We start from the raw sequence: 20,732 nt of genomic DNA on the forward strand, positions 1-20,732 counted from the left end.
GTATGAGGTCACCATTATTATAAGCCTGTATTCACAGCAAAAGTGCACTGATAACCAATTCTTATCAAACTCGCTCTAGCTTAGGTACACTGGTTATAAGCCCAGTAACCACAAATGCACCAGCGCAGGATAATCGTTCACACGGGTTCTGATTTCACCTATAATACGCTCATATTTTTAATGATATTAATCTTATGAGTCAATCTCCCATTAACGACGAATCTCTTGATAAACATCAAACTCTTAGTAGTGAGAGTACTGATAGTCAAGACCAAGCTCGCGTAAACCTTGAAGGCAATGACAAACATCTACGTATCGTCAATACCTTTATGAAGCGCCGCACTCACATGAACAAAAACGCTGAGCAGGCGCTTACCGATCCACAGTTTGCGCACTATTTAGTCAATAACAGCACCGGCGACGGCAACCTTGATGATATTGATGATTTGCGAGTGCTATTTCATGACACGCCTAATGGTAGCGCCGCGCCGCTAACCTTAGAGATCGGTTTTGGGTTGGGTGACTCGTTTATCGAGATGGCCGCCGCTGACCCCACTCGTAACTTTGTCGGTATTGAAGTTCATGAGCCTGGCATCGGTAAATGTGCTTATATGGCAGATACGCAAGGTTTGACCAACGTCAGAATTATCAACGGTGATGCTATTCAACTATTAAAGCAACTGCCAGAGCAGCACATCGATCGCATTCAGCTATACTTCCCTGACCCTTGGCAAAAAAAGCGCCACTACAAGCGCCGATTTGTCAGCGCCGAGCGCATGGCTATTGTCACACGTAGTCTCAAGTCAGGCGGCTGGTTCCATGCTGCAACTGATTGGGAGCACTATGCGTTTTGGATGTTAGAGGTGTTAGACCAAGTGCCAGGACTGAGCAATCAGGCAGGCGCCAATCAATTTACTTCACGTCCTGATTTTCGGCCTATGACCAAATTTGAGCGTCGCGGGATTGAGCGCGGACATGGTGTTTGGGATCTAATCTACGTCAAAGACTGATGCTTATTCTATAAAAAAGCGGTAGCTCTAACTATTGGAGCTGCCGCTTTTTTTGTTGGTACTTTTTTACTTTTGAAGTATCTCTACTAATAAATGAAATATCATAAATCTATCTTGCAGTTATAAAAATAATTTAAGACGTGAAACATCACTATTACTCATCATTATTTTGATTGTCAGTCTCATGAAACCATGACTCCTAGTTGACCCTACTGCCTTAATAGTAGACGCAATCATAGACAGTATAAGGGGTGTAAGAGTTCTCCACAGTTGCTGTGGATAACCCTGTGGATAACTAGGGACTTGACAAGCAATTGCCTTGGTAGCTTAAAGGGTAAGGTAAAAGTGGTCATTTTTTATACAATTTATTTATCCATTTGAATCAATTACTTACAACAAAATAGTAAAGCAATAAATTTATTTTCGATATTTTTAAAATATTTTTTTATCTTGTCAATGTTTCACAACTGCTCAAAAATAGCACTTTATTCGCTGTGGACAACTTGCAAAAATATTGACAAAGTCCTCTTATTTATATCTCAAAACTATCATTCAAATAGTACTCACTTATGTCTGCTTTAGTCGTTGATGTAGGCGACAATCATTGTCGTCTGCTCTACTCCAAAGCGCGCTAATGAGCTTGGAATTTGCTATAATTACCTCATCAAATAACTCTATAGGACGTTGAAAATTAGCAGTTTACTATCCTAGTTTTTAGCTTGATACGTCCGTTAACTTTATCTTATTTTACTGTATAGTAGACTGATAACTAAGCGTTATCCTCTATCTAAATACGAATGATTGGTTATCCTTAGCTGATCGAGATATTCAGCAGTCATGTTTTACCCTGACTGCCTCTTTGTTTTCAAATATTTTATTGATAAAAAGGAATCCATTATGGATGACAACAAAGCCAAAGCCCTAAAAGCGGCTCTAGGTCAAATTGAAAAGCAATTTGGTAAGAACACGATTATGCATTTAGGTGATGACTCAGCGGTACTTGATGCTGAGGTCGTCTCAACAGGTTCATTAGGCCTTGATATTGCGCTTGGCATAGGCGGTCTACCCAAAGGCCGTATCGTTGAGATTTATGGCCCTGAGAGCTCGGGTAAAACGACGATGACTTTACAAGCGATTGCCCAGTGTCAAAAACAAGGCGGCGTTTGTGCCTTTATTGATGCTGAGCATGCTTTGGATCCTGTCTATGCACGCAAGCTAGGCGTTAATACCGATGACTTACTCGTGTCGCAGCCTGACAATGGTGAGCAAGCGCTTGAGATTACCGATATGCTTGTGCGTTCAGGTGCAGTCGATATGATCGTTATTGACTCGGTTGCAGCCTTGACACCTCGCGCTGAGATCGAAGGCGAGATGGGCGACTCACATATGGGTTTGCAGGCGCGTTTGATGAGCCAAGCACTACGTAAAATTACTGGTAACGCCAAACGCTCTAACTGTATGGTCGTCTTTATCAATCAGATTCGTATGAAAATTGGGGTTATGTTCGGTAGCCCAGAGACGACGACTGGTGGTAATGCACTCAAATTCTACGCCTCTGTACGTATGGATATTCGCCGTATTGGTGCGGTCAAAAATGGTGATGAGATCATCGGTAACCAAACCCGCGTCAAGGTCATCAAAAACAAAATGGCACCGCCGTTTCGTCAAGCTGAGTTTGAGATCACTTATGGCGCGGGTACCAATCATCTAGCAGAAGTCATCGATCTAGGTGTTGAGATCGGTGCAGTCGGCAAAGCAGGTTCTTGGTACAGCTATGGCGATGAAAAGATCGGTCAAGGTAAAGCTAACTCTGTCCTTTATCTTAAAGAAAACCCAGCAGTTGCTGAAGAGATCGAAGGTAAGATTCGCGCTGAGAAATTAGGGTCGGTCAGCGATGCTATCGTTGAAGAAGAAGATGATACGATGCTAGATGCGCCAGAAACTGACGCCGTTCAATAAACTGTAGTTATAACTATTGTATTATGCATATTAAAACATTAGCTGAAATATTGGCCGAGTCAGACACTGACTCGGCCTCTAGTGCTACGCCTAAACCAAAAAAAGCATCTAAAGAGCGCATTCAAAAAAACAAACCCTCCTCTCAAAATAAGCTTTCTGCCCAGAATCAGGTTTCTGATAGCAACGCTGAACCATCACAATCGAAGCGTACGCTTGCAAAAAAGAACAATGACACCAAACCTCGAAAAAAGCGTAAAAAACGCTTTCATCCCGCGGCTAGCTTTACCGCTGAACCTACTGATGCTGAGCTATATAAAGATCCTGACTCTCAAAGCATTCGCGATATTTTAGCTGAGGTCAAACGTGATGTGTCAGCTCACAAGCAGCATAGCGAAACGGCAGATAAAGAGCCCAACTCAAATAGCCATATTAATAATAACGTCAACTTAGAGCCTACTACCCATTTAACTTCGGATGCTAAGGAACAGCTTACTGCTACCGAACTAGATAATCTACCCTCTGCACTCAAAGCTTACTTGCGTACGCCAGAACAAAAGCAAAGCGAGCTTGATGCCATAAAAGCGGAGAGTCGCCTGCGCTGGCTGGCATTTTACTATCTATCGCGCCGCGAACATGGACGAGCTGAGCTCAAACAAAAGCTCATCGATAAAGAGCAAGATCCTGACAAAATTGATGCCCTACTCGATGAGTTTCGCGATAAAGGCTATCAAAGCGACTACCGTACGACCTTGATGCTCATACGAGAAAACATTCGTAAAGGGCGCGGGCGGGGGCGTATCAAACAAGCGTTTTATCAAAAAAAGATCGCTATGCCTGGCAACATCGATGAGCTTATCGACATGGCAAATAGCGAATCTGACGAGTTTAGAGAGTTTGTCGATGACGACGATGATAGTATGGTTGAAGGCGTTGATTGGCTCAAACTAGCCGTTGCCGCCCGTACCAAAAAATACGGCAACGACATACCGACTGAGCAAAAGCAAAAAGCACGGCAAGTGCGGTTTTTGCAGTATCGCGGCTTTAAGAGTGATATTTGTTTTGCTGCTCTTGAATACACTCTTGAGACGTTAGATGAGCGCTTTTAGTACTAGTAATTAAAAGTAAACCAGAACCAAAAAAAGAGCATTTAAAGTGCTCTTTTTTAGTGACTAGGTTAAGCTGGCTTAAAGTCAGTACTTTATTTAAATGAACCCAAACGGTTTGATAGCTGACCTATAATTTGATCGATCTCTTGATTGGCCTCGGTCTCATCATCTAGATTGCCATGCGGGGTAAGCTGATTCATCACCTCTGGCAAAAGCTCCGCTAGACCTTGACGCACTTCAGTCTCGTTAGCACCAGTACTCGCTGCTACTTGCTGAATTTCACTACTATCAAATAACCTATCAATCTCATTAGGATCTAAGTTGTCATTTGGCTCACTATTACTCATCCAAGAGCGTGCCTGCTGCTCATGACCCATACCTGTAATTTTAGATAAAGCGCCGCTTAAGCCCCCGTTACGCTTAATCCAGCTTAGCACCATAGGCATAAGCGCGGCAATTAGCATGCCTTTACCGCCAAAACCGCCTCGACTACGCTGACCACCGAGTACGCTTCCTAAAATATCACCTAAGCCGCCTGCGCCTGAACTCATGCCGCCGCGCTGATTGCCCCCTGTTAGGCCACCTAAAATATCATCTAGACCAAAGCCGTTGTCTGCTTGCCGGCGCTCATAGCGCTGCGGGTTATAGCCGCCTGCTTGCGTACCACCGCCAAGCACACCGCCCAAGATATCCCCTAAACCGCCTGTGCGACGTGGATTTATGCGCTGATTGACAGGGTTACGCTGTGCATCTTCTGGATCCATAGCTCTGCGCGCCACTTGCGATACCAAATTACCGAGTAAGCTCATAATATATTCCTTTAATTATTTTAATTAAAACACATTTAGTTGACTGCTTTAAGCTAGATAGTGACCGCTCTAACTGATAACAACAGTCGATTCAGTCAACAATATAGCAAATCTGATTCTCAATAGGGTTAGGTGTTTTGTTATGGTTGTTCAGATATAACGCCCAAAGACGTTTTAGTTGGTTTTATTCGGTAAAATGCTGGCAAGGATATTAAGCTTACGCCAGTCGTCCAAGCTGACTTGATCACGAAATATCGTTATACAGAGCTCACGCTGATAAGGGCTTGTCACCATAAAGTCAAAATGTATCAGTAGCGGATAGCGATGCGCCCCAATCAGTCCTGCTTGCCATAACTCATCCCCTCGTCCCATCCGCAGTAGTAATTGCCAGTGTCTATCAATACGCTGCTCTAAAGGAGGCTGAGTCAAATGCAGAAGTATAGGTTTTGATAATGTGATATAGCCAAAGGCTAATACGCCCACAAGCAGTATTAAAACGTACTGCCACAACGATAACTGGGCCAACCAAGCCAGTACTAGCATTACTATAACTAAAGCCGTATAAAGCACCATGCTAATACGGCTAGTCGGCTCAACTACTGTATCAATACGCAGCGGAGTAACTAAGACGGGTATAGGTATCTCTTGCAAAGCAGGCGACTCTTTAATTCATTGAAAATCACAACTGTTTATTTGGGCTTATAGCTTGTCCTTAGCATGACGCCAAGTTTTTATTTTATTAACTAAGTCCCAAATTGCCTTGTCCTCTGGCTGGCTTTGATTGGTAAAGTAATCAAGCAAATCAGGGTCCTCACAAGTGAGCATTTGAGCAAAGGTATCTTGCTCGGTCTGCTCAGCATTTAGGTACAGCTCTTTAATATAAGGATCGATATAGAAGTCCAATTCTTTTAGACCGCGGCGCGCTTGATAAATAATACGGCGCTGCTCAGTGGTTGGCTCTGGTTGCAATGGTGTGGTCATAGTAGATCTCTAATAGTCACTTGGTAGATGGATATTAAGGGGTTATAAATTAGATTATTCTTTATTGGACATGCTGGCATTATACAAAGATAATTGCTGCCACAGAGCGCTAACCTGCTGCATCATAGCAACATTGTGCGTCCTTATAATGCAAGCGCCTTGCTGTATTGCTAATAACCCAGCTGCTGTACCGATCGTATCACGCTCAGTAGCTGGTGTCTGCGCCGCGCCGTTGACCCCACTTTTAGACAGCACCTGGGCCAAAAAGCGCTTGCGAGAGACGCCAAACATCAGGGGTAAACCCAGTGCTTGTAAATCGCTTAGCTGAGTCAATAGCGCGCGATGATGCTCATAGTTTTTGGCAAAGCCAAATCCTGGATCGATAATAATATTCTCTTTTTTGACCCCTAAATGCATGACCTCATCAATACGAGCCGTGAGCTCAGCACTAACCTCTTTGATAACATTATCATAATGCGCCAAGTTGTTCATCGTGGTTGGCTCACCGCGCATATGCATAAGCATAACCGGTATACCAAGCTCTGCTGCCATCTGTGCTGCGCCCTCTCGCTTAAGCGCACGGACATCGTTCCAGATATCTGCACCCGCCGCTACAGCTGACTTTATCACGGCAGGATTACTAGTATCGATGGAGAGCCATATATCACTGCCGCATTGCTCACGTATCGCCTTCGCAACGGGTATAACGCGCGCTATCTCCTCTTCACTCTCTACTGCTCTAGCATTAGGACGCGTAGATTCTCCGCCGATATCGATGATGGTTGCTCCAGCTGCGATCATCTCTTTAGCGCGCATGACTGCTTTATCAATGTCGTTGAATTGACCGCCATCTGAGAACGAATCTGGTGTCACATTTAAAATGCCCATGACATGCGGCTGTGACAAATCTAAAACCTTATGACGACTAATGATTTGATACACAGGTAGAGGTAAAAATAAGCTCATTAACTATCCATCAATTACTAAAATACTTGGAATTATAATACCAGTAAAGAGACCGCCTTTGCTGATAAAATAAAGTGTCCCGTCCTAAAATAGGTTGAGGGTTTATAAGGAGTCAGATACTGCAAGTATCTGGCTTTTTTTTGGAATATCACTTCTTATATTTTTATGAGCTTGGTTCGGTGTGAGCATATTCAAACTTAAATGCGGTCTCCTCTCATTATAGATATGTATAGACTCGTCTATCATTACTTTCAACTCATCAAAAGTATTACACTCGTATAGTAAGAACTCATATTTTAAAATACCATTGATTCTCTCAGCCAAGGCATTTTGGTAACAATCATAGCCATCCGTCATTGACGGCGTTATCTGATAAGCTTTTAGTGCCTCTTGGTATAGCTCGGAGCAGTACTGTAGTCCTCTGTCTGAATGATGAATCATAGCATGATCATAGTAGCGGTTAGACTGCGCCATCTTTAACGCTTTGACCACATTGCACGCTCTCATATCGTTACTCAAGTGATAGCCCATAATCTGTCTTGAACAAGCATCTGTCACCAGCGATAGATAATGAATGCCCTCACTAGACTTTACGTAGGTGATGTCCGCCACGAGTACTTGCTCTGGTATCAGCGGTTGGTTTTGGTTGTCTTTTAACAAATTAGGATATTTCTTGAGCCAGTGCTTACTGTCAGTCGTCTTAGTATAGCTACGTTTGGGTTTCACCAGTAAGTCATGTGCCCGCAAGTAATCAAAGAAACCATCTCGACCTAGTTTGATACCTGCTTTTATAAGCTTAGGTTTGAGCAAGTAGTACAGTTTACGTCCGCCAAGCTTTGGCATAAACTGGCGATAAAATACAACCCATTCAGACAGTATGGCTAACTCGTCTACTCGCTTGAGGTGTCGCGCTCTATGTTGGTAAACGGCTTGAGTACTGATTCCTAATAAGCGACAGCCCCTAGCTAAACTCACTTGTCCGTTTTGTTTAAGGTGCCAGAGACTGTCGTGACAGACTTTTTTCTTAAGTTTACTCCATGGTCTTTGTCATATATATCAATCATGGTATTTAAAATAAGATTACGATCTCTTTCGTCTGCAAGCTCTCGTTCTAGACGCTTTATCTGCTGAGCAGGGGTTTCTACACTAGGGTTATGGGCTGACATAGGACATCGCCTCCGCTGATTAGAACCTGTCCAGTCCAATTTACCATGCTTTCGTAGCCATACCAAAACGGTACTGCGTCCTTGTATGCCATAAATACTCTGGGCTTGTTTATAGGTCATGTCGCCTTTTTCAACACTATGTACAATGCTTAATTTAAAGCCTAAGGTGTAATCTTTTTGACTGCGTTTCGCTCTCTTACTCTCTACGTTTGACATATTATCGCCTAAAAAGTGTCAACTCATTCTAGGACGGGACAAAGACAATAAAAAAGCCCTTTATAAAAAAGAGCTTCTTTATATTTGTGCCGATAGTGTACTACATCGCTGGTAATGGTGGCGGCGTAGTACCTTCAGGCTTAGGTCTATCTTTAGATAAGTTCACTTCGTTAGACTGATAAACCTTTGGTGGACGTGGATCTTCACCTGCCAAGATATCTTGGAGCTGATCGCGGTCAATCGTCTCCCATTTCATTAAAGCATCTACCATTGCATGCATTTTATCTTGATTAGCTTCAATCAATTCACGCGCGATATCATACTGCTCCTCTAGCATACGGCGTACTTCTTCATCCACCTTTTGCTGAGTAGCTTCTGAAATCGTACGACCACCACCGCCAAAGTAACCTTGCGATTGATCATCGTCTTCATAAACCATAATACCTAGCGCATCAGACATACCGTATTTGGTGACCATTGCACGTGCCATTTTGGTAGCCCGCTCAAAGTCATTAGAAGCGCCCGTTGACATCTGGTCAATAAAGACCTCTTCGGCGATACGACCACCGAACAAGATAGCAATATCACTTAGCATTTTTGACTTATACATACTGGTCTGATCATGCTCAGGCAACTGCCAAGTGACGCCCAAAGCAAATCCACGCGGCATAATTGTCACCTTATGCACAGGATCTGTACCTGGCAATAGCTCAGCGACTAGCGCATGACCTGCTTCGTGATAGGCGGTAGCGCGGCGCTCCTCTTCGCGGATGACCATAGATTTACGCTCAGGACCCATGTACAGCTTGTCTTTAGCATCTTCAAAGTCATTCATGTCGACGCTACGCTTGTTACGGCGTGCGGCAAATAATGCCGCTTCGTTCACTAGGTTGGCTAACTGCGCCCCACTAAACCCTGGCGTACCGCGGGCAAGTGCACGAGCATCAACACTAATGGTATTTGGCAATTTGCGCAAATGCACTTTCAAGATTTGCTCACGACCCTTGATATCTGGCAAGCCAACTTGCACTTGACGGTCAAAACGACCAGGACGTAATAGCGCTTTATCGAGTACGTCAGCACGGTTCGTTGCAGCAATGACGATGACGCCTTCATTACCTTCAAAACCATCCATCTCAACCAATAACTGGTTTAGTGTCTGCTCACGCTCATCGTTACCACCGCCCATACCAGAGCCGCGATGACGACCGACTGCGTCAATCTCATCGATAAAGATGATACATGGCGCACTTTTTTTGGCTTGCTCAAACATATCACGAACTCGTGAAGCACCAACACCGACGAACATCTCAACAAAGTCAGAACCTGAGATTGAAAAGAAGGGTACCTTAGCTTCACCAGCGATGGCACGAGCCAGTAGGGTTTTACCGGTACCTGGCGGACCTACCATCAAGATACCGCGAGGAATCGTCGCACCAAGTTTAGTAAATTTGTCTGGATCACGTAAGAACTCAACTACCTCAACGACTTCTTCCTTAGCCTCTTCACAGCCTGCAACGTCTGTGAAGTTCACTTTGATTTGGTCTTCGGTGAGCATTTTGGCTTTAGACTTGCCAAAGCTCATAGGGCCACCGCCCTTGCCGCCTGCGCCGCCTTGCATATTACGCATAAAGAACAGGAACAAACCAATAATCAGCAGAATCGGGAAGCTGGCAATTAGTAATTGCATTAGTACACTTTGACGTTTTGGCGCGGTGCCTTCAACCTCAACTTGGTTTTCACGTAACAGTGGCATCAACTGTTCATCGGACACAGCAGGCCTAATGGTCTCAAAAGTTGAGCCATTCTTTTTCTCACCGGTGATCTGCTCGCCGTCGATCTCAACACTGGCTACTTGGTTCTCTGACACTGCGGTCACAAACTCAGAGTAATTGAGGTTGTCAGGCTCAGACGATTGGTCAAAGCCGCTAAACACCAGCACTAGAACGCCGATTACCACCAGCCACAATAAGGTATTTTTTACCATGTCGCTCACAAGCTTTCCATCCCTTACTTATTGGTGTGTCAAGGTGACACGTGACGCCATTAAAGCGTTATCTTATTGATTGTCTATATATCTTATGTGGTTGCGATTGACTGTTTTTGCAACCAACAATCTAGACTAAAACAACGATAAAGTAGGCTCTACTAGGCGACTTTGCTTAAATCTTAAATGAAAACAAAGCTAATATATCATGATATGTGGTTTTGAGAGTTACAATTCAAGCTTATATTGGGTTAACTAATGTAGCGGTTTGCTACTGATGTTCGCATATTAGTGATATTTAATACCTTAGAATATAACGTCTATTAACTACTTGATTGCTATCCAAAACATCTCTTTTGAACGCGCTCTTGAAGCCGCAGGTTTAATACTGCGTACTTTGCTAAAGTCGCTTTGCATCTGTTGGCGCAACTCTTGAGTACCTGCGCCTTGAAATACTTTCATAATCAGTGCGCCGCCGACAGGAAGCGTCGATAAGGCAAAATCAACTGCCAACTCGCACAAGTACATCATTCGCGGCTGATCCACCGCGCTATTACCCGCTGTGTTAGGTGCCATATCAGAGAGCACTACATCGACTTGATGCTCTCCGATTTTTGCCATAATCTTGTCAAAGATCTCAGCTTCGCGAAAATCGCCTTGAATAAAGGTCACATCAGGTAGAGCATCCATGGCTAAAATGTCTGAGGCGATCAAGGTACCACTATCCCCGACCAACTGGCTTGCGATTTGTGACCAGCTACCAGGCGCACTTCCCAAATCGACAACGGTCATGCCCTTTTTGATAATATTGGTCTTGTCATTAATCTCAAGCAATTTATAAGCGGCGCGCGCACGGTAGCCCTCTTTTTGCGCTTTTTGCACATAGTGATCATCTAAGTGCTCTTTCATCCAAGCGCGGCTACTTTTTGATAATGTTTTATTTTCAATACGCGTGGCCAAATGATGCTCCTATCACTTTATATAGTCGATTTACTATAAAACAAATACAGTGCTACTAAGAGAGGTTTTGCGCAGCATCTAGCAATAAAGACGCAGCACGCTAAAAAACTGCTACCTATAGTACGCTACAGCCTAGTTGTGCTTTTTTATTTAAAAGTAACGCGCTAATATTCTTATACTTTGCACAATCTCATGGTTTAAAACCTGCTTTATCATGCTATAGCGTTTATAATACCCTTATAGTCATAGTTTAGCATTTTCAGCAGCCAAAATCGTGCGATATAGACGATAATACTGATTAACTTTTTCAATCATATTCATACTTTTTAGATGAAATACAGGACAATTATGGAACTCGACAACGCAACAATCAAACGCCTAAAAGGCATTGGTCATGAGCTAAAACCTATCGTCATGATCGGCAACAATGGCGTGACCCCTGCTATCTCTGAGGAGATCGACCGCGCTTTGGATGATCATGAGCTGATTAAAATCAAACTACCAGCAGGGAGCAAGCACGACCGTGATGTGGTCAGTAGCGAGATTGCAAGAGCAGCTAAAGCGACGGTGATTCACACTATCGGTCGTATGGCCTTGCTGCTACGTCAAAACCCCAATGCTAACCCCAAACTCTCTAATCTAGCTCGTCACGCGCAGTAGTTGGGTTAGACTATGCTACAACGAAGCCGCAACACCTAAAGGGTTTGCGGCTTTTGTATATCATCTCTTTATATCTCTTGCGCCAAAATATATCTAGAAGCAAAATACATAGCACCGCAGCGACTTTATCCTTTATTAGTGTCTCTTTATTATGACTACGACCCAAAGTTTTACTCTTGGCCTAGCGATTAATACCTTAGATAGTGATGCCAGCGACATTGAAGTTAAAGCCCAATCGCTTAAGAAAATCCAGGTTGACGTCAATATTAGCGTTATTAAGCAGCCATTACCAAGCTTACAACTAGAGTATAGTATCAAGCTACCTAGTCAGGCTTTAGCAGCGCGGCTTGATTGGCCAGATTGGCAGCCGCAACATGTGCGTTTTCAAGATTATCTGTGGGAACACACTTGCCTTGAGTGCTTTATACAAGGCATAACCCACAATGATGATAGTCGCTATATTGAAATTAACGCTAGCCCAGATGGTCATTACGCATTCTATGAATTTCACGGTTATCGTCAGCCTGATAGTATGCCACCTGTCCCTTTAATCAAAAGAGACGATAAAGGTTATGCTAACATCGTTTGGACTGACAGTGTTTGGACTGATACAGACGATACTCACCCTCATCTGTATCAGCGCAGCTTTACTATTGCTCTATCTCAGCTACCTAAATCTATATTTGATAAGCAAACGCTAACTATTAAACGTATCAATCCTTGCGTCATACTTTACTTTGACGACACCCCGTTATACTTTGCCTGCCAACATGCTACGGCGCCTGATTTTCACGATCAGCGCTACTGGCTTGACTTTAACCCTGCTAGCTAACCTTTAATTCCTTAAAAAACAAAACCCCAGTAATGTCGTAATTACCGGGGTTTAATATCTAAGTGCGCATAACTAAAAGACGCTTAGTCAGCCATAGCAAGGTAGATACCACGATCTGAGGCATCATCAACATATTGTGAATCGCGCCATGTGGTATAACTATGGACACCGCTGTATGGGCTGATACCTTTTTGGCGGAAGTCTGAGACCCAGCCGTTACCGTCAAATATTTGAATATGGCCGTGTGGGCGTCTTGAGGTACGATCAAACACCACGACATCACCTACTTGCGGCTGCATGTCGTTGCTGATCTTAGTAAAACCGGCTTTCGCTAGAGTGCCACGCGTCGCATACTGATAGGCAGATGGGTTTGGAGTAAACTCGTAACCGGCAGACTGTAGCGCTTTACGCACATAACGAGCACAGTAACCTGTACTTCTAGCGTGCGCTGCTCTTGCTGCACGCGCTGCAGCGCGAGCTGGCGCTGAATTGCTATCTGGGATACTATTGCGGATTTGCTGTTCGCGCTCGTACGCTAAACGGCTAGTTAGTGATGCTAACTGATATTCTTTTTGCTTGGCGTGCTCGCTTAGGTTATCGATAGCTTGACTGATTTCGTCGTTGCTGTAGACATGGGCATTGCTATTGGTGCTATAAATGTTTTTGTTGGAACCATAGTTCGATGAAGCAGAAATATTGGTTATTGTTTGACTAAGTGTATTGTTGGTCTGAAAGGTCGTTTCAGCAGCACCACTTGTTTGTGCTATGCCCATTCCCAGTACTGACAAAATCAATAAAGCTTTTTTCATAAAATTTACTACCTATGTTAATGCAAGATTACTCGTCATCCGTAACGAAGTATCAATTAATTTATAGGATATTATTATCAAATAAACATGATAAAATCCTGAGTAAAGCGGCGTCCTATTTAGTCTACAGTCTACGACCTTGGCATCATTACCTTAATAGTCGCTGACCTCGTAAATCGGTTGCTATATGGTTTGTATATCGCCAATTAGAACATCGCTTTGATCCGATAAAGGGGAATCAAGTTAATGTCAAAAAAACAGCCTAATCGGCTTGCTACACTGATTGATCATCAAGCTTTTGCCGGTAGCGCACTACCTTCAACCTTAGCTGACAACATGCAGCTCTATACTAAAGCTACTAAAGAGATAAAGATGCTTTTGGTAGATTGTCTACCTCAAGAGATTCTCGATACCTGCTTAGTCGTTGGTTTAACATCTGAGCAAGTGACGCTCAGTGTTGGCTCAGTGACTGCAGCCAACCATATTCGCTATTTACAGAACGCTTATCTAAAAGTGTTAAAAGATCAATCGATTACATTTAAACAACTTAAGCATATACGTATTGTAGTCACGAGCTATGATGCTAAAAATACTGGGTTTAACACTCAATCTAGCCTGCAAAAAACAGTATTAAAACCTGTTCAAGCCATTAACAATCAAGTGCTTAGCCAAAACACAAAGCGGACTATATCACAGGCCGCTAGTCATGTCACGGCGGACAAAAACCTCAAACTAGCGCTTTTACGGTTACTAAATGACTAAAAACTAGGTGATTACAATGTAATCTTATGTAAACAAAATTATAATTTTTCCATAATAAGGTCTTAATAATCTTGTTAACAAAAACAAAAAAACTGTCTTGTTAAAAAATTCATAATTTGAATTCATTAACAAGACAGCTTTTGAAGTTCTGGAGCCTAGGTACTACTTAGCATGAAATATATTCATATATTATAATATAAAGAGCCAAATAAATTTTTGGCTTTAAAACCTGGCGATTTATGTAATATTGCGTAATTGTTTCGATACATCATGTATATCCGTGTACTTAACCTTCGACGGTATAGTCATTTATGGCTAGATAATCGATTGGACAAGTTACATTGTCATCAAATGTTACAATTTCAAAGTTATCTGAATCGGATAGTATTTCACGAACAAGTAGATTATTAAGTGCATGACCTGACTTGTAGGCGTTGAAACGACCCAAAATAGGATAGCCAATCAAATATAAATCCCCTAACGCATCTAAAATCTTGTGACGAACAAACTCATCGCTAAAACGTAGGCCCTCAGCGTTGAGTACACGCGCATCATCGATAACGATAGCGTTGTCCATACTACCCCCTAAAGCGAGGTTGTTATTGCGTAGCGTCTCTATATCACGTAAAAACCCAAAGGTACGTGCTGAGCTTAATTCTTCAATAAAGTTCTGGGTTGAAAAATCAAGCTGTGCATACTGATGATCTTTATCAAAAGCAGGATGATCAAAATCAATCTCAAAATTTAGCTCAAAACCATCATAAGGATTCAGCTCTGCCCACTTATCATCAACCTCGACTCGAACGGGTCGCACAATCTTTAAGAATTTTTTGGGCTCATCTTGCTCGCGAAAACCTGCTTGCAAGAGCAATCCGATAAATGGTGCTGCACTACCATCCATAATAGGAATCTCTGAGGCAGAGACACGTATTAGCATGTTATCAATACCAAGGCCTGCTACGGCGCTTAGTAAATGCTCTACTGTACCTACGCGAGTACCACCAAATACTAGGTTTGATGACATCATAGTATCTTGTACTAAAAACGCGCTGGCTGGAATCGGTGCTGAACCTGTAATATCTGAGCGCTCAAAAACAATACCAGTGTCACAAGGCTGAGGATGAAACTCTAGGTCAACAGGCTTACCGCTATGTAGACCGGTACCTGTAACCGCTATAACGGTTCTTATAGTTCTTTGATTCATGGCAGTTTCCTCACATATTTTGTTACAATTGCCCTAGTGTATCATTAGTTGTCCTAAGTTCGCTATAGTAGGGATAGGATAAATTATCAATAACATTGATAAGCTGGCCTTATCATCATTGATGGCTTTGTTTATTTTAGTTAATAAAATTTAAATAATGGTATTAAAAACATAGGGTTAAAGACGTGATTTATACTGCTGTCGATGAGTCATTATTATTATGACTTAGTAGTGCATCAAACAAACTGCCACAAAAAAGCCAGCATCTTAGTGCTGGCTTTGAATAGTTCTGATTTATATTAGACTAATGACACTATCAGTAGACTACTTATTTTGTTGACGCTTGAGGTAGTCTTGAATGCTATTGGTTTTGGTCTTTTGCTCTTCTTGCGGTACTGCACTGCGCACTGTATTGTCTTGATACGTTTTAGTCTGTGCTTGTTTTTGGCTATTTAGAGCGCTGGTATGCACGCTTGGATCAACGGACTGCGTACTATTAACAGAAGGTACAGGTGCCTCAGCGGCTTGCTCTTTACCTGCGTTTTCATCTAGTGTTAGACCTGTTGCGATAACCGTGACATGCAGATCATCGCCCATTTTTTCGTCTATGACTGAGCCATAGAAAATATGAGCATCATCGATGTCGGTGATCTCATCAACGATAGCACTGATCTTGCTCATCTCATCTAAAGATAACGACTCAGAGGATATAACGTTAACGAGTAGACCTTTGGCGTTTTCTAATAACAAGTCGTCAAGGAGTGGCGATCTAATTGCTTTTTCAGTGGCTTGGCGAGCACGGTCGTCACCGCTAGCACGGCCAATACCCATCATTGCATGACCTTTGGCCGTCATAGCCGTACGGATATCGTTAAAATCGATATTGATAACCCCTTCGCTAGCAATGGTCTCAGCAATACCTTGTACCGCATGAAGTAGAACATCATCTGCCTTTTTAAAGGCGTCTTGCATAGAGATATTGCCGTACACGCTCATCAGCTTATCATTAGGAATAGTAATAATAGAGTCAACGAAGTTGGTTAATTGCTCAATACCCGCTTTAGCTGCCTTGATGCGCTTACCGCCTTCAAATTTAAACGGCGTGGTAACAACGGCGACTGTGAGCACTTCAAGCTCTTTTGCAATACGAGCGACGACAGGCGCGGCTCCCGTACCTGTACCGCCGCCCATACCAGCGGTGATAAACACCATATCAGAGTTTTCAAGCAATTCACGAATTGCATCTTCTTCACTCTCAGCCGCTTCGCGTCCCACTTCAGGATTAGCGCCAGCACCTAGGCCGCGATTGGTTTTGGCACCTAGCTGCAATTTATTAGGCGTCGTTAGGCGATCAAGTGCTTGTCTATCGGTGTTGGCACAAACAAAAGTAACCCCTCTAATGCCTTGTTGCACCATATGTTCAACCGCATTACCACCGCCGCCGCCAACGCCGAATACAGTAAAGCGTGCTTGGCCATTGTCATGAACTTGGCTATCATCTGGCATGGTATATTTTGACATAATAAAGGGTTCTCCAGTTGCATATAGTCTAAATATCATATAACAACGCACTTACATAGCGTGCTATCGACTTACTATTTATGAATGTGTTTAAATAAAATAAAGGGTGAATCATTATCTATCTTTAACAGTATTTTTAGGCTTAAAAAAGTCCTATAGAATCTTTTTGAGCACTTTAGATAAGCGCTGTCCTGCGCTTTGAAATACGCCTTTTACCCGAGCTTGCTGAATGGCTTCAGGTTCGCTTTGTTCACTATGACGAAACTGCTCGCTTTGACTATATAATAAGGTACCAAAAGCGGTATGAAAAGCGCGATCATTAATTTGTGAATTAATATGTTTAAAGACTTCATCATTGTCAAAATGATTGTATGCACTAATAGCGGGATGCATGTTAGTCATCACTACACGCATTTTTAACAGCTTTTTCGCAAACGGTATCATGCCTTTTATTGCACTACCGCCGCCTGTCAGTACAATGCCGCGATCGATATAACCTATCAGATCTGCTTCGTGTAATTGACGCGCCACTTCAGTAAAAATACGCACATAGCGCGCTTCAATAATGCGCGCTAAATTGTATATATTGACGTTAATGTCGTCATTTGGTCCTTGCGGTTTAAAGGTAAAAAACGAGCTTGGGTCTATACTATGAATATCGGCTGTACCGTGAGATTTCTTGAGCCTTTCAGCATCTATCATAGAGATACCAAAATCTGCTGAGATGTCCATAGTCACCTCATGGCTACCTGTCGCTAAGCAGTGGGTAAAAATCAATTTGTTTTCTTTATAGACGCAAATACTCGTCGTACTAGCGCCAATGTCTACCAGACAAACCCCTTGCTGGCGCTCCTCTTTAATCAAGCTGTATTCAGCGCTGGTCACTGCATCAAAGACGATATGATCGATGCCAACGTCGCAGCTTTGCAGTAGTTTTTGGATGTTTTGGCGGCTGGCGACTGGCATCATCATCATGTGGTACATGACATTGATTTTGTCAGCGACCATCTCGATAGCATCATCGACCATAAACTCTTGATCATCGATATAGATACCTTGCTGGCAGCAGTGCATCAAGTAGTAATCAGAAGAGAGATCTTGCGATTTGGCATTAGACAAGGCTTGTACCATGTCTTTGGCACTGACGACGTCGTCCTCCACGCTCACACTGCCTGCGCTGTTCTTGCTGGCAAGCTCTGGCGTTGCAAGTGTTAACCAAACACTATGCACACGGCAGTTTGCCGTATCTTCTGCTTCTTGGATGGCTTGTTTAATCGCTCCTTGCAAGCGTTCACGGTGCTTGATTTTGCCTTGATAAAAGTCGCTATTTTTGACTTGTCCAACACCCATAATACGGATGTCTGTTGCAGAGTATACACTGCCAATAACGACATACACTGCCGTGGCGCTTAGATGAACAACAACCAGATTTTCTGTATTTTTCATGGTACCAAACAAATTATCGCAAGACAGGAAACTAAATGATGCTTCCATTAAATCATTAAAATAGACACTACAATCCTTGCAGCGCTATAGAATAAACAGGTACTACATCAAGGTGCTAGAGGCTCAGGTGCTGACTGATTATCTAAAGGGTCAACAGGCATCTTATCCATATTCCATGCTAGGGTAAAACCGTTTTTATAACGTAAGTCTATAGCCTGAATATCATCACGCTGCGCGCTTAACTGGTTACCTAGCAATTGGCTTAAACTTAGCAATTTTTGCGCGGTGTTTTCATTATCCACGATGACTCGAAGACCGTTATCAAAACGTATCAGCCATGTCATACGCGGCGATAATATAATGTCTTCGACTTGGATATCAAGCGGCGCATACCAGTCATTAATCTGTTGCATTTGCTGCATAATAACAGGCGCTTGCGCAATCTCACCTTGCAAGGTTGCAAACTGCGTTTGATGCAAATCATTGCTGTCAACAGGTACAAATACCACGCCTTTAGCATCGACCAAACGCTCGGTACCAAACTTGGCAACGGCCTGCTTCGGTAGAGCTTCGATAACGATACCACGCTGCCAATCACGAGTCACACTGACTTGATCGACCCACGGCAAGCCCATGCTAATGTCTCTTAATGCTTGCAAGTCAGAGGTAAAAAAGCTACTGACCGCTTGCTGATTCATCACTTGCGCGAGCGCTTGATACTGAGCAGTACTCAAGTCTTTGCTACTAACGTAAATAGCAGCAGGAGGCGCCGCGCGAAGTGCCTTGCCGCCCATAATCAAAATAAGTAAGAGCAAACCTAATACTACTGCTATAAAAAAGTATCTGATAATACTAGGCAGCTGAAAATTAGACTTTGTACGACGGGTCTTATCACTCATTAAGCCAGTTGCATTGTTAATAGCCTGAGCCATAGTAACCTTTGTCCTCAGATAGTGTAGTTAGTCAGCAGTAAAATAGTATATTAGCGATTTTATTGCTCATATGATTTACAGTTACAACTATAGCCTTTGTTATCGTTATGAGCTAAATATTACTTATAAGTGTTATAAGACTTATAGGTGTTATAAACATATCTTATCAGTAAACAAACTGTGTATATTTTTACGATATTAACGTATTTTACTAATAAACAATAGCCTAACCTATATTACTAACAGCGAATTTACACAAGTTTACATTATGTTGTGCTATAGCAGGTATAGCGATACATTATATTTCTGATGATCTTGTATCAATATAATAGCTAGAGCGTCTGAGCTAGAATATGCCAGCACAAATGATCAAAATCCATTCCTTTAGCTTTGGCTGCCATAGGTACCAAACTATGACTGGTCATACCAGGTACGGTATTAATCTCAAGTAACCAAAAGTTGCCTGCCACATCTTGCATGGCATCGACGCGTCCCCAGCCTTTAGCATCTACAGCACGAAAAGCAGCTAAGCTTAAAGCTTGCAAGTGCTTTTCGTCTTTGTCACTTAAACCACAGGGTATATAGTACCCAGTATCATTGCGGTTGTATTTGGCTTCAAAATCATAGAAGTTTGAGATGTCAGCAGGCTCTAAACGAATAACGGGATAGGCTTCGTCATCGATAATAACAATGGTAAATTCACGACCTGTAATCCAGCGCTCAGCCATCACCGCGTCGCCGCACTGTACAGCAGTAGCATAGGCCTCAGGCAACTCATCAAGATTATTGACCTTAGTCATGCCTATGCTCGAGCCTTCGTGAACTGGCTTGATAATCAGTGGCAGACCCAGCATATTAACCACCTGCTGCCAGTCAGTATCTGCAGTCAACAATGAAAATGGCGCAGTCGCCAGGCCACAGCCTTGCCATAGTTGCTTGGTACGCACTTTGTCCATGCCTAGTGCTGATGCCAATACGCCAGAACCCGTTTGCGGAATATCAAGCCATTGCAATACGCCTTGCAAAATACCATCTTCGCCGCCGCGGCCATGCAAGACGTTAAAGACGCGGTCATAAGCACGCAGCTCGATGATATCTTGATCTTTGGGATCAAAATGAGTGGCATCAACGCCTTTATTTTGTAGCGCCAATAACACCGCCGCGCCACTGTCTAAAGATACGCTACGCTCGTTGCTACTGCCGCCATAAACGACAGCCACTTTGCCAAAGACAGCAGGGTCTTGTACTTGGTCTATATCCTCACTCTTAGTCTTTTTTGAGGTTGTAGACTCATCGTCCTGCTCTACGTACGCAGCAGCTAACGCAGGCTCTGGGTTATCAATAGTCTTGTGCTCATTGTTTTTTTGCATGCTGTCTTGTTGATTATGAGTAGTCATATATCACTC

At 43.0% G+C, this 20,732-nt stretch carries 19 protein-coding genes; 6 read left to right on the plus strand and 13 right to left on the minus strand.

Annotation, left to right across the window (positions count from 1 at the left end; all coding sequences use genetic code 11):
• Positions 1-194 precede the first annotated feature (194 nt).
• The 3 genes from trmB (at position 195) to ACR64J_RS09940 (ending at position 4,075) form a co-directional block, all read left to right on the plus strand.
• Positions 195-1,010, plus strand: a complete 816-nt coding sequence (trmB, locus tag ACR64J_RS09930; protein ID WP_435949535.1) for a tRNA (guanosine(46)-N7)-methyltransferase TrmB — start codon at positions 195-197, stop codon at positions 1,008-1,010.
• 897 nt (positions 1,011-1,907) lie between these two features.
• Positions 1,908-2,969 carry a recombinase RecA gene (gene recA, locus ACR64J_RS09935; RefSeq protein WP_435949536.1) on the plus strand — a complete coding sequence of 354 codons (1,062 nt, stop codon included), beginning with the start codon at positions 1,908-1,910 and terminating at the stop codon, positions 2,967-2,969.
• Positions 2,970-2,992: 23 nt separating this feature from the next.
• A complete protein-coding gene (locus ACR64J_RS09940) occupies positions 2,993-4,075 on the plus strand; it encodes a regulatory protein RecX (RefSeq protein WP_317199100.1) in 1,083 nt (360 codons plus the stop codon).
• Positions 4,076-4,167: 92 nt separating this feature from the next.
• On the opposite strand, the gene ACR64J_RS09945 is transcribed toward ACR64J_RS09940, so the two are convergent.
• From ACR64J_RS09945 to ACR64J_RS09975, 7 genes are all read right to left on the minus strand, one after another.
• Complete coding sequence (locus tag ACR64J_RS09945) at positions 4,168-4,884, minus strand: YidB family protein (RefSeq protein ID WP_435949537.1); 717 nt, start codon at positions 4,882-4,884, stop codon at positions 4,168-4,170.
• Between the two features lie 174 nt (positions 4,885-5,058).
• Positions 5,059-5,535 carry a hypothetical protein gene (locus ACR64J_RS09950; RefSeq protein ID WP_435949538.1) on the minus strand — a complete coding sequence of 159 codons (477 nt, stop codon included), beginning with the start codon at positions 5,533-5,535 and terminating at the stop codon, positions 5,059-5,061.
• Between the two features lie 48 nt (positions 5,536-5,583).
• Positions 5,584-5,865, minus strand: coding sequence for a succinate dehydrogenase assembly factor 2 (locus ACR64J_RS09955; RefSeq protein WP_317199103.1), 282 nt, complete (start codon positions 5,863-5,865; stop codon positions 5,584-5,586).
• Positions 5,866-5,919: 54 nt separating this feature from the next.
• Positions 5,920-6,831 carry a dihydropteroate synthase gene (folP, locus tag ACR64J_RS09960; protein ID WP_435949540.1) on the minus strand — a complete coding sequence of 304 codons (912 nt, stop codon included), beginning with the start codon at positions 6,829-6,831 and terminating at the stop codon, positions 5,920-5,922.
• A gap of 102 nt (positions 6,832-6,933) precedes the next feature.
• Positions 6,934-8,213 (minus strand): IS3 family transposase gene (locus ACR64J_RS09965; protein ID WP_435949542.1). Its coding sequence is split into 2 segments (ribosomal slippage): positions 6,934-7,835 and positions 7,835-8,213, totalling 1,281 coding nucleotides; the frame shifts between segments, so codons are not numbered across the junction.
• A gap of 100 nt (positions 8,214-8,313) precedes the next feature.
• Positions 8,314-10,209, minus strand: coding sequence for an ATP-dependent zinc metalloprotease FtsH (ftsH, locus tag ACR64J_RS09970; protein ID WP_317199105.1), 1,896 nt, complete (start codon positions 10,207-10,209; stop codon positions 8,314-8,316).
• A gap of 318 nt (positions 10,210-10,527) precedes the next feature.
• Entirely contained in the window at positions 10,528-11,160 is a 633-nt protein-coding gene (locus ACR64J_RS09975; protein ID WP_317199106.1) for an RlmE family RNA methyltransferase, read from the minus strand.
• A gap of 348 nt (positions 11,161-11,508) precedes the next feature.
• Here ACR64J_RS09975 and ACR64J_RS09980 point away from each other — a divergent pair, with 348 nt between their 5' ends.
• Positions 11,509-11,820 carry a YhbY family RNA-binding protein gene (locus tag ACR64J_RS09980; protein WP_317199107.1) on the plus strand — a complete coding sequence of 104 codons (312 nt, stop codon included), beginning with the start codon at positions 11,509-11,511 and terminating at the stop codon, positions 11,818-11,820.
• 151 nt (positions 11,821-11,971) lie between these two features.
• A complete protein-coding gene (locus ACR64J_RS09985; RefSeq protein WP_317199108.1) occupies positions 11,972-12,652 on the plus strand; it encodes a hypothetical protein in 681 nt (226 codons plus the stop codon).
• Between the two features lie 83 nt (positions 12,653-12,735).
• Here the strand turns inward: ACR64J_RS09985 and ACR64J_RS09990 are convergent, their stop codons facing one another.
• Positions 12,736-13,461, minus strand: coding sequence for a CHAP domain-containing protein (locus tag ACR64J_RS09990; RefSeq protein ID WP_435949543.1), 726 nt, complete (start codon positions 13,459-13,461; stop codon positions 12,736-12,738).
• A 246-nt stretch (positions 13,462-13,707) separates the two neighbouring features.
• On the opposite strand from ACR64J_RS09990, the gene ACR64J_RS09995 reads away from it, so the two are divergent.
• On the plus strand, positions 13,708-14,223 hold the full coding sequence (locus tag ACR64J_RS09995) for a hypothetical protein (RefSeq protein ID WP_435949544.1): 516 nt from the start codon (positions 13,708-13,710) through the stop codon (positions 14,221-14,223).
• Positions 14,224-14,509: 286 nt separating this feature from the next.
• On the opposite strand, the gene lpxC is transcribed toward ACR64J_RS09995, so the two are convergent.
• The 5 genes from lpxC to ACR64J_RS10020 form a co-directional block, all read right to left on the minus strand.
• Entirely contained in the window at positions 14,510-15,427 is a 918-nt protein-coding gene (gene lpxC / locus ACR64J_RS10000; protein WP_435949545.1) for a UDP-3-O-acyl-N-acetylglucosamine deacetylase, read from the minus strand.
• Between the two features lie 324 nt (positions 15,428-15,751).
• On the minus strand, positions 15,752-16,948 hold the full coding sequence (gene ftsZ / locus ACR64J_RS10005) for a cell division protein FtsZ (RefSeq protein ID WP_317199112.1): 1,197 nt from the start codon (positions 16,946-16,948) through the stop codon (positions 15,752-15,754).
• 153 nt (positions 16,949-17,101) lie between these two features.
• Positions 17,102-18,394 carry a cell division protein FtsA gene (ftsA, locus tag ACR64J_RS10010; RefSeq protein ID WP_317199113.1) on the minus strand — a complete coding sequence of 431 codons (1,293 nt, stop codon included), beginning with the start codon at positions 18,392-18,394 and terminating at the stop codon, positions 17,102-17,104.
• A gap of 107 nt (positions 18,395-18,501) precedes the next feature.
• On the minus strand, positions 18,502-19,326 hold the full coding sequence (locus ACR64J_RS10015) for a cell division protein FtsQ/DivIB (RefSeq protein ID WP_317199114.1): 825 nt from the start codon (positions 19,324-19,326) through the stop codon (positions 18,502-18,504).
• A gap of 332 nt (positions 19,327-19,658) precedes the next feature.
• Positions 19,659-20,723 (minus strand): D-alanine--D-alanine ligase, encoded by a 1,065-nt coding sequence (locus ACR64J_RS10020; protein ID WP_435949546.1) that lies wholly within the window; start codon positions 20,721-20,723, stop codon positions 19,659-19,661.
• Positions 20,724-20,732 lie beyond the last annotated feature (9 nt).

The sequence above is a fragment of the Psychrobacter sp. DM8 genome, from assembly GCF_051307025.1.
In the GTDB taxonomy this organism is placed as follows: Bacteria; Pseudomonadota; Gammaproteobacteria; order Pseudomonadales; family Moraxellaceae; genus Psychrobacter.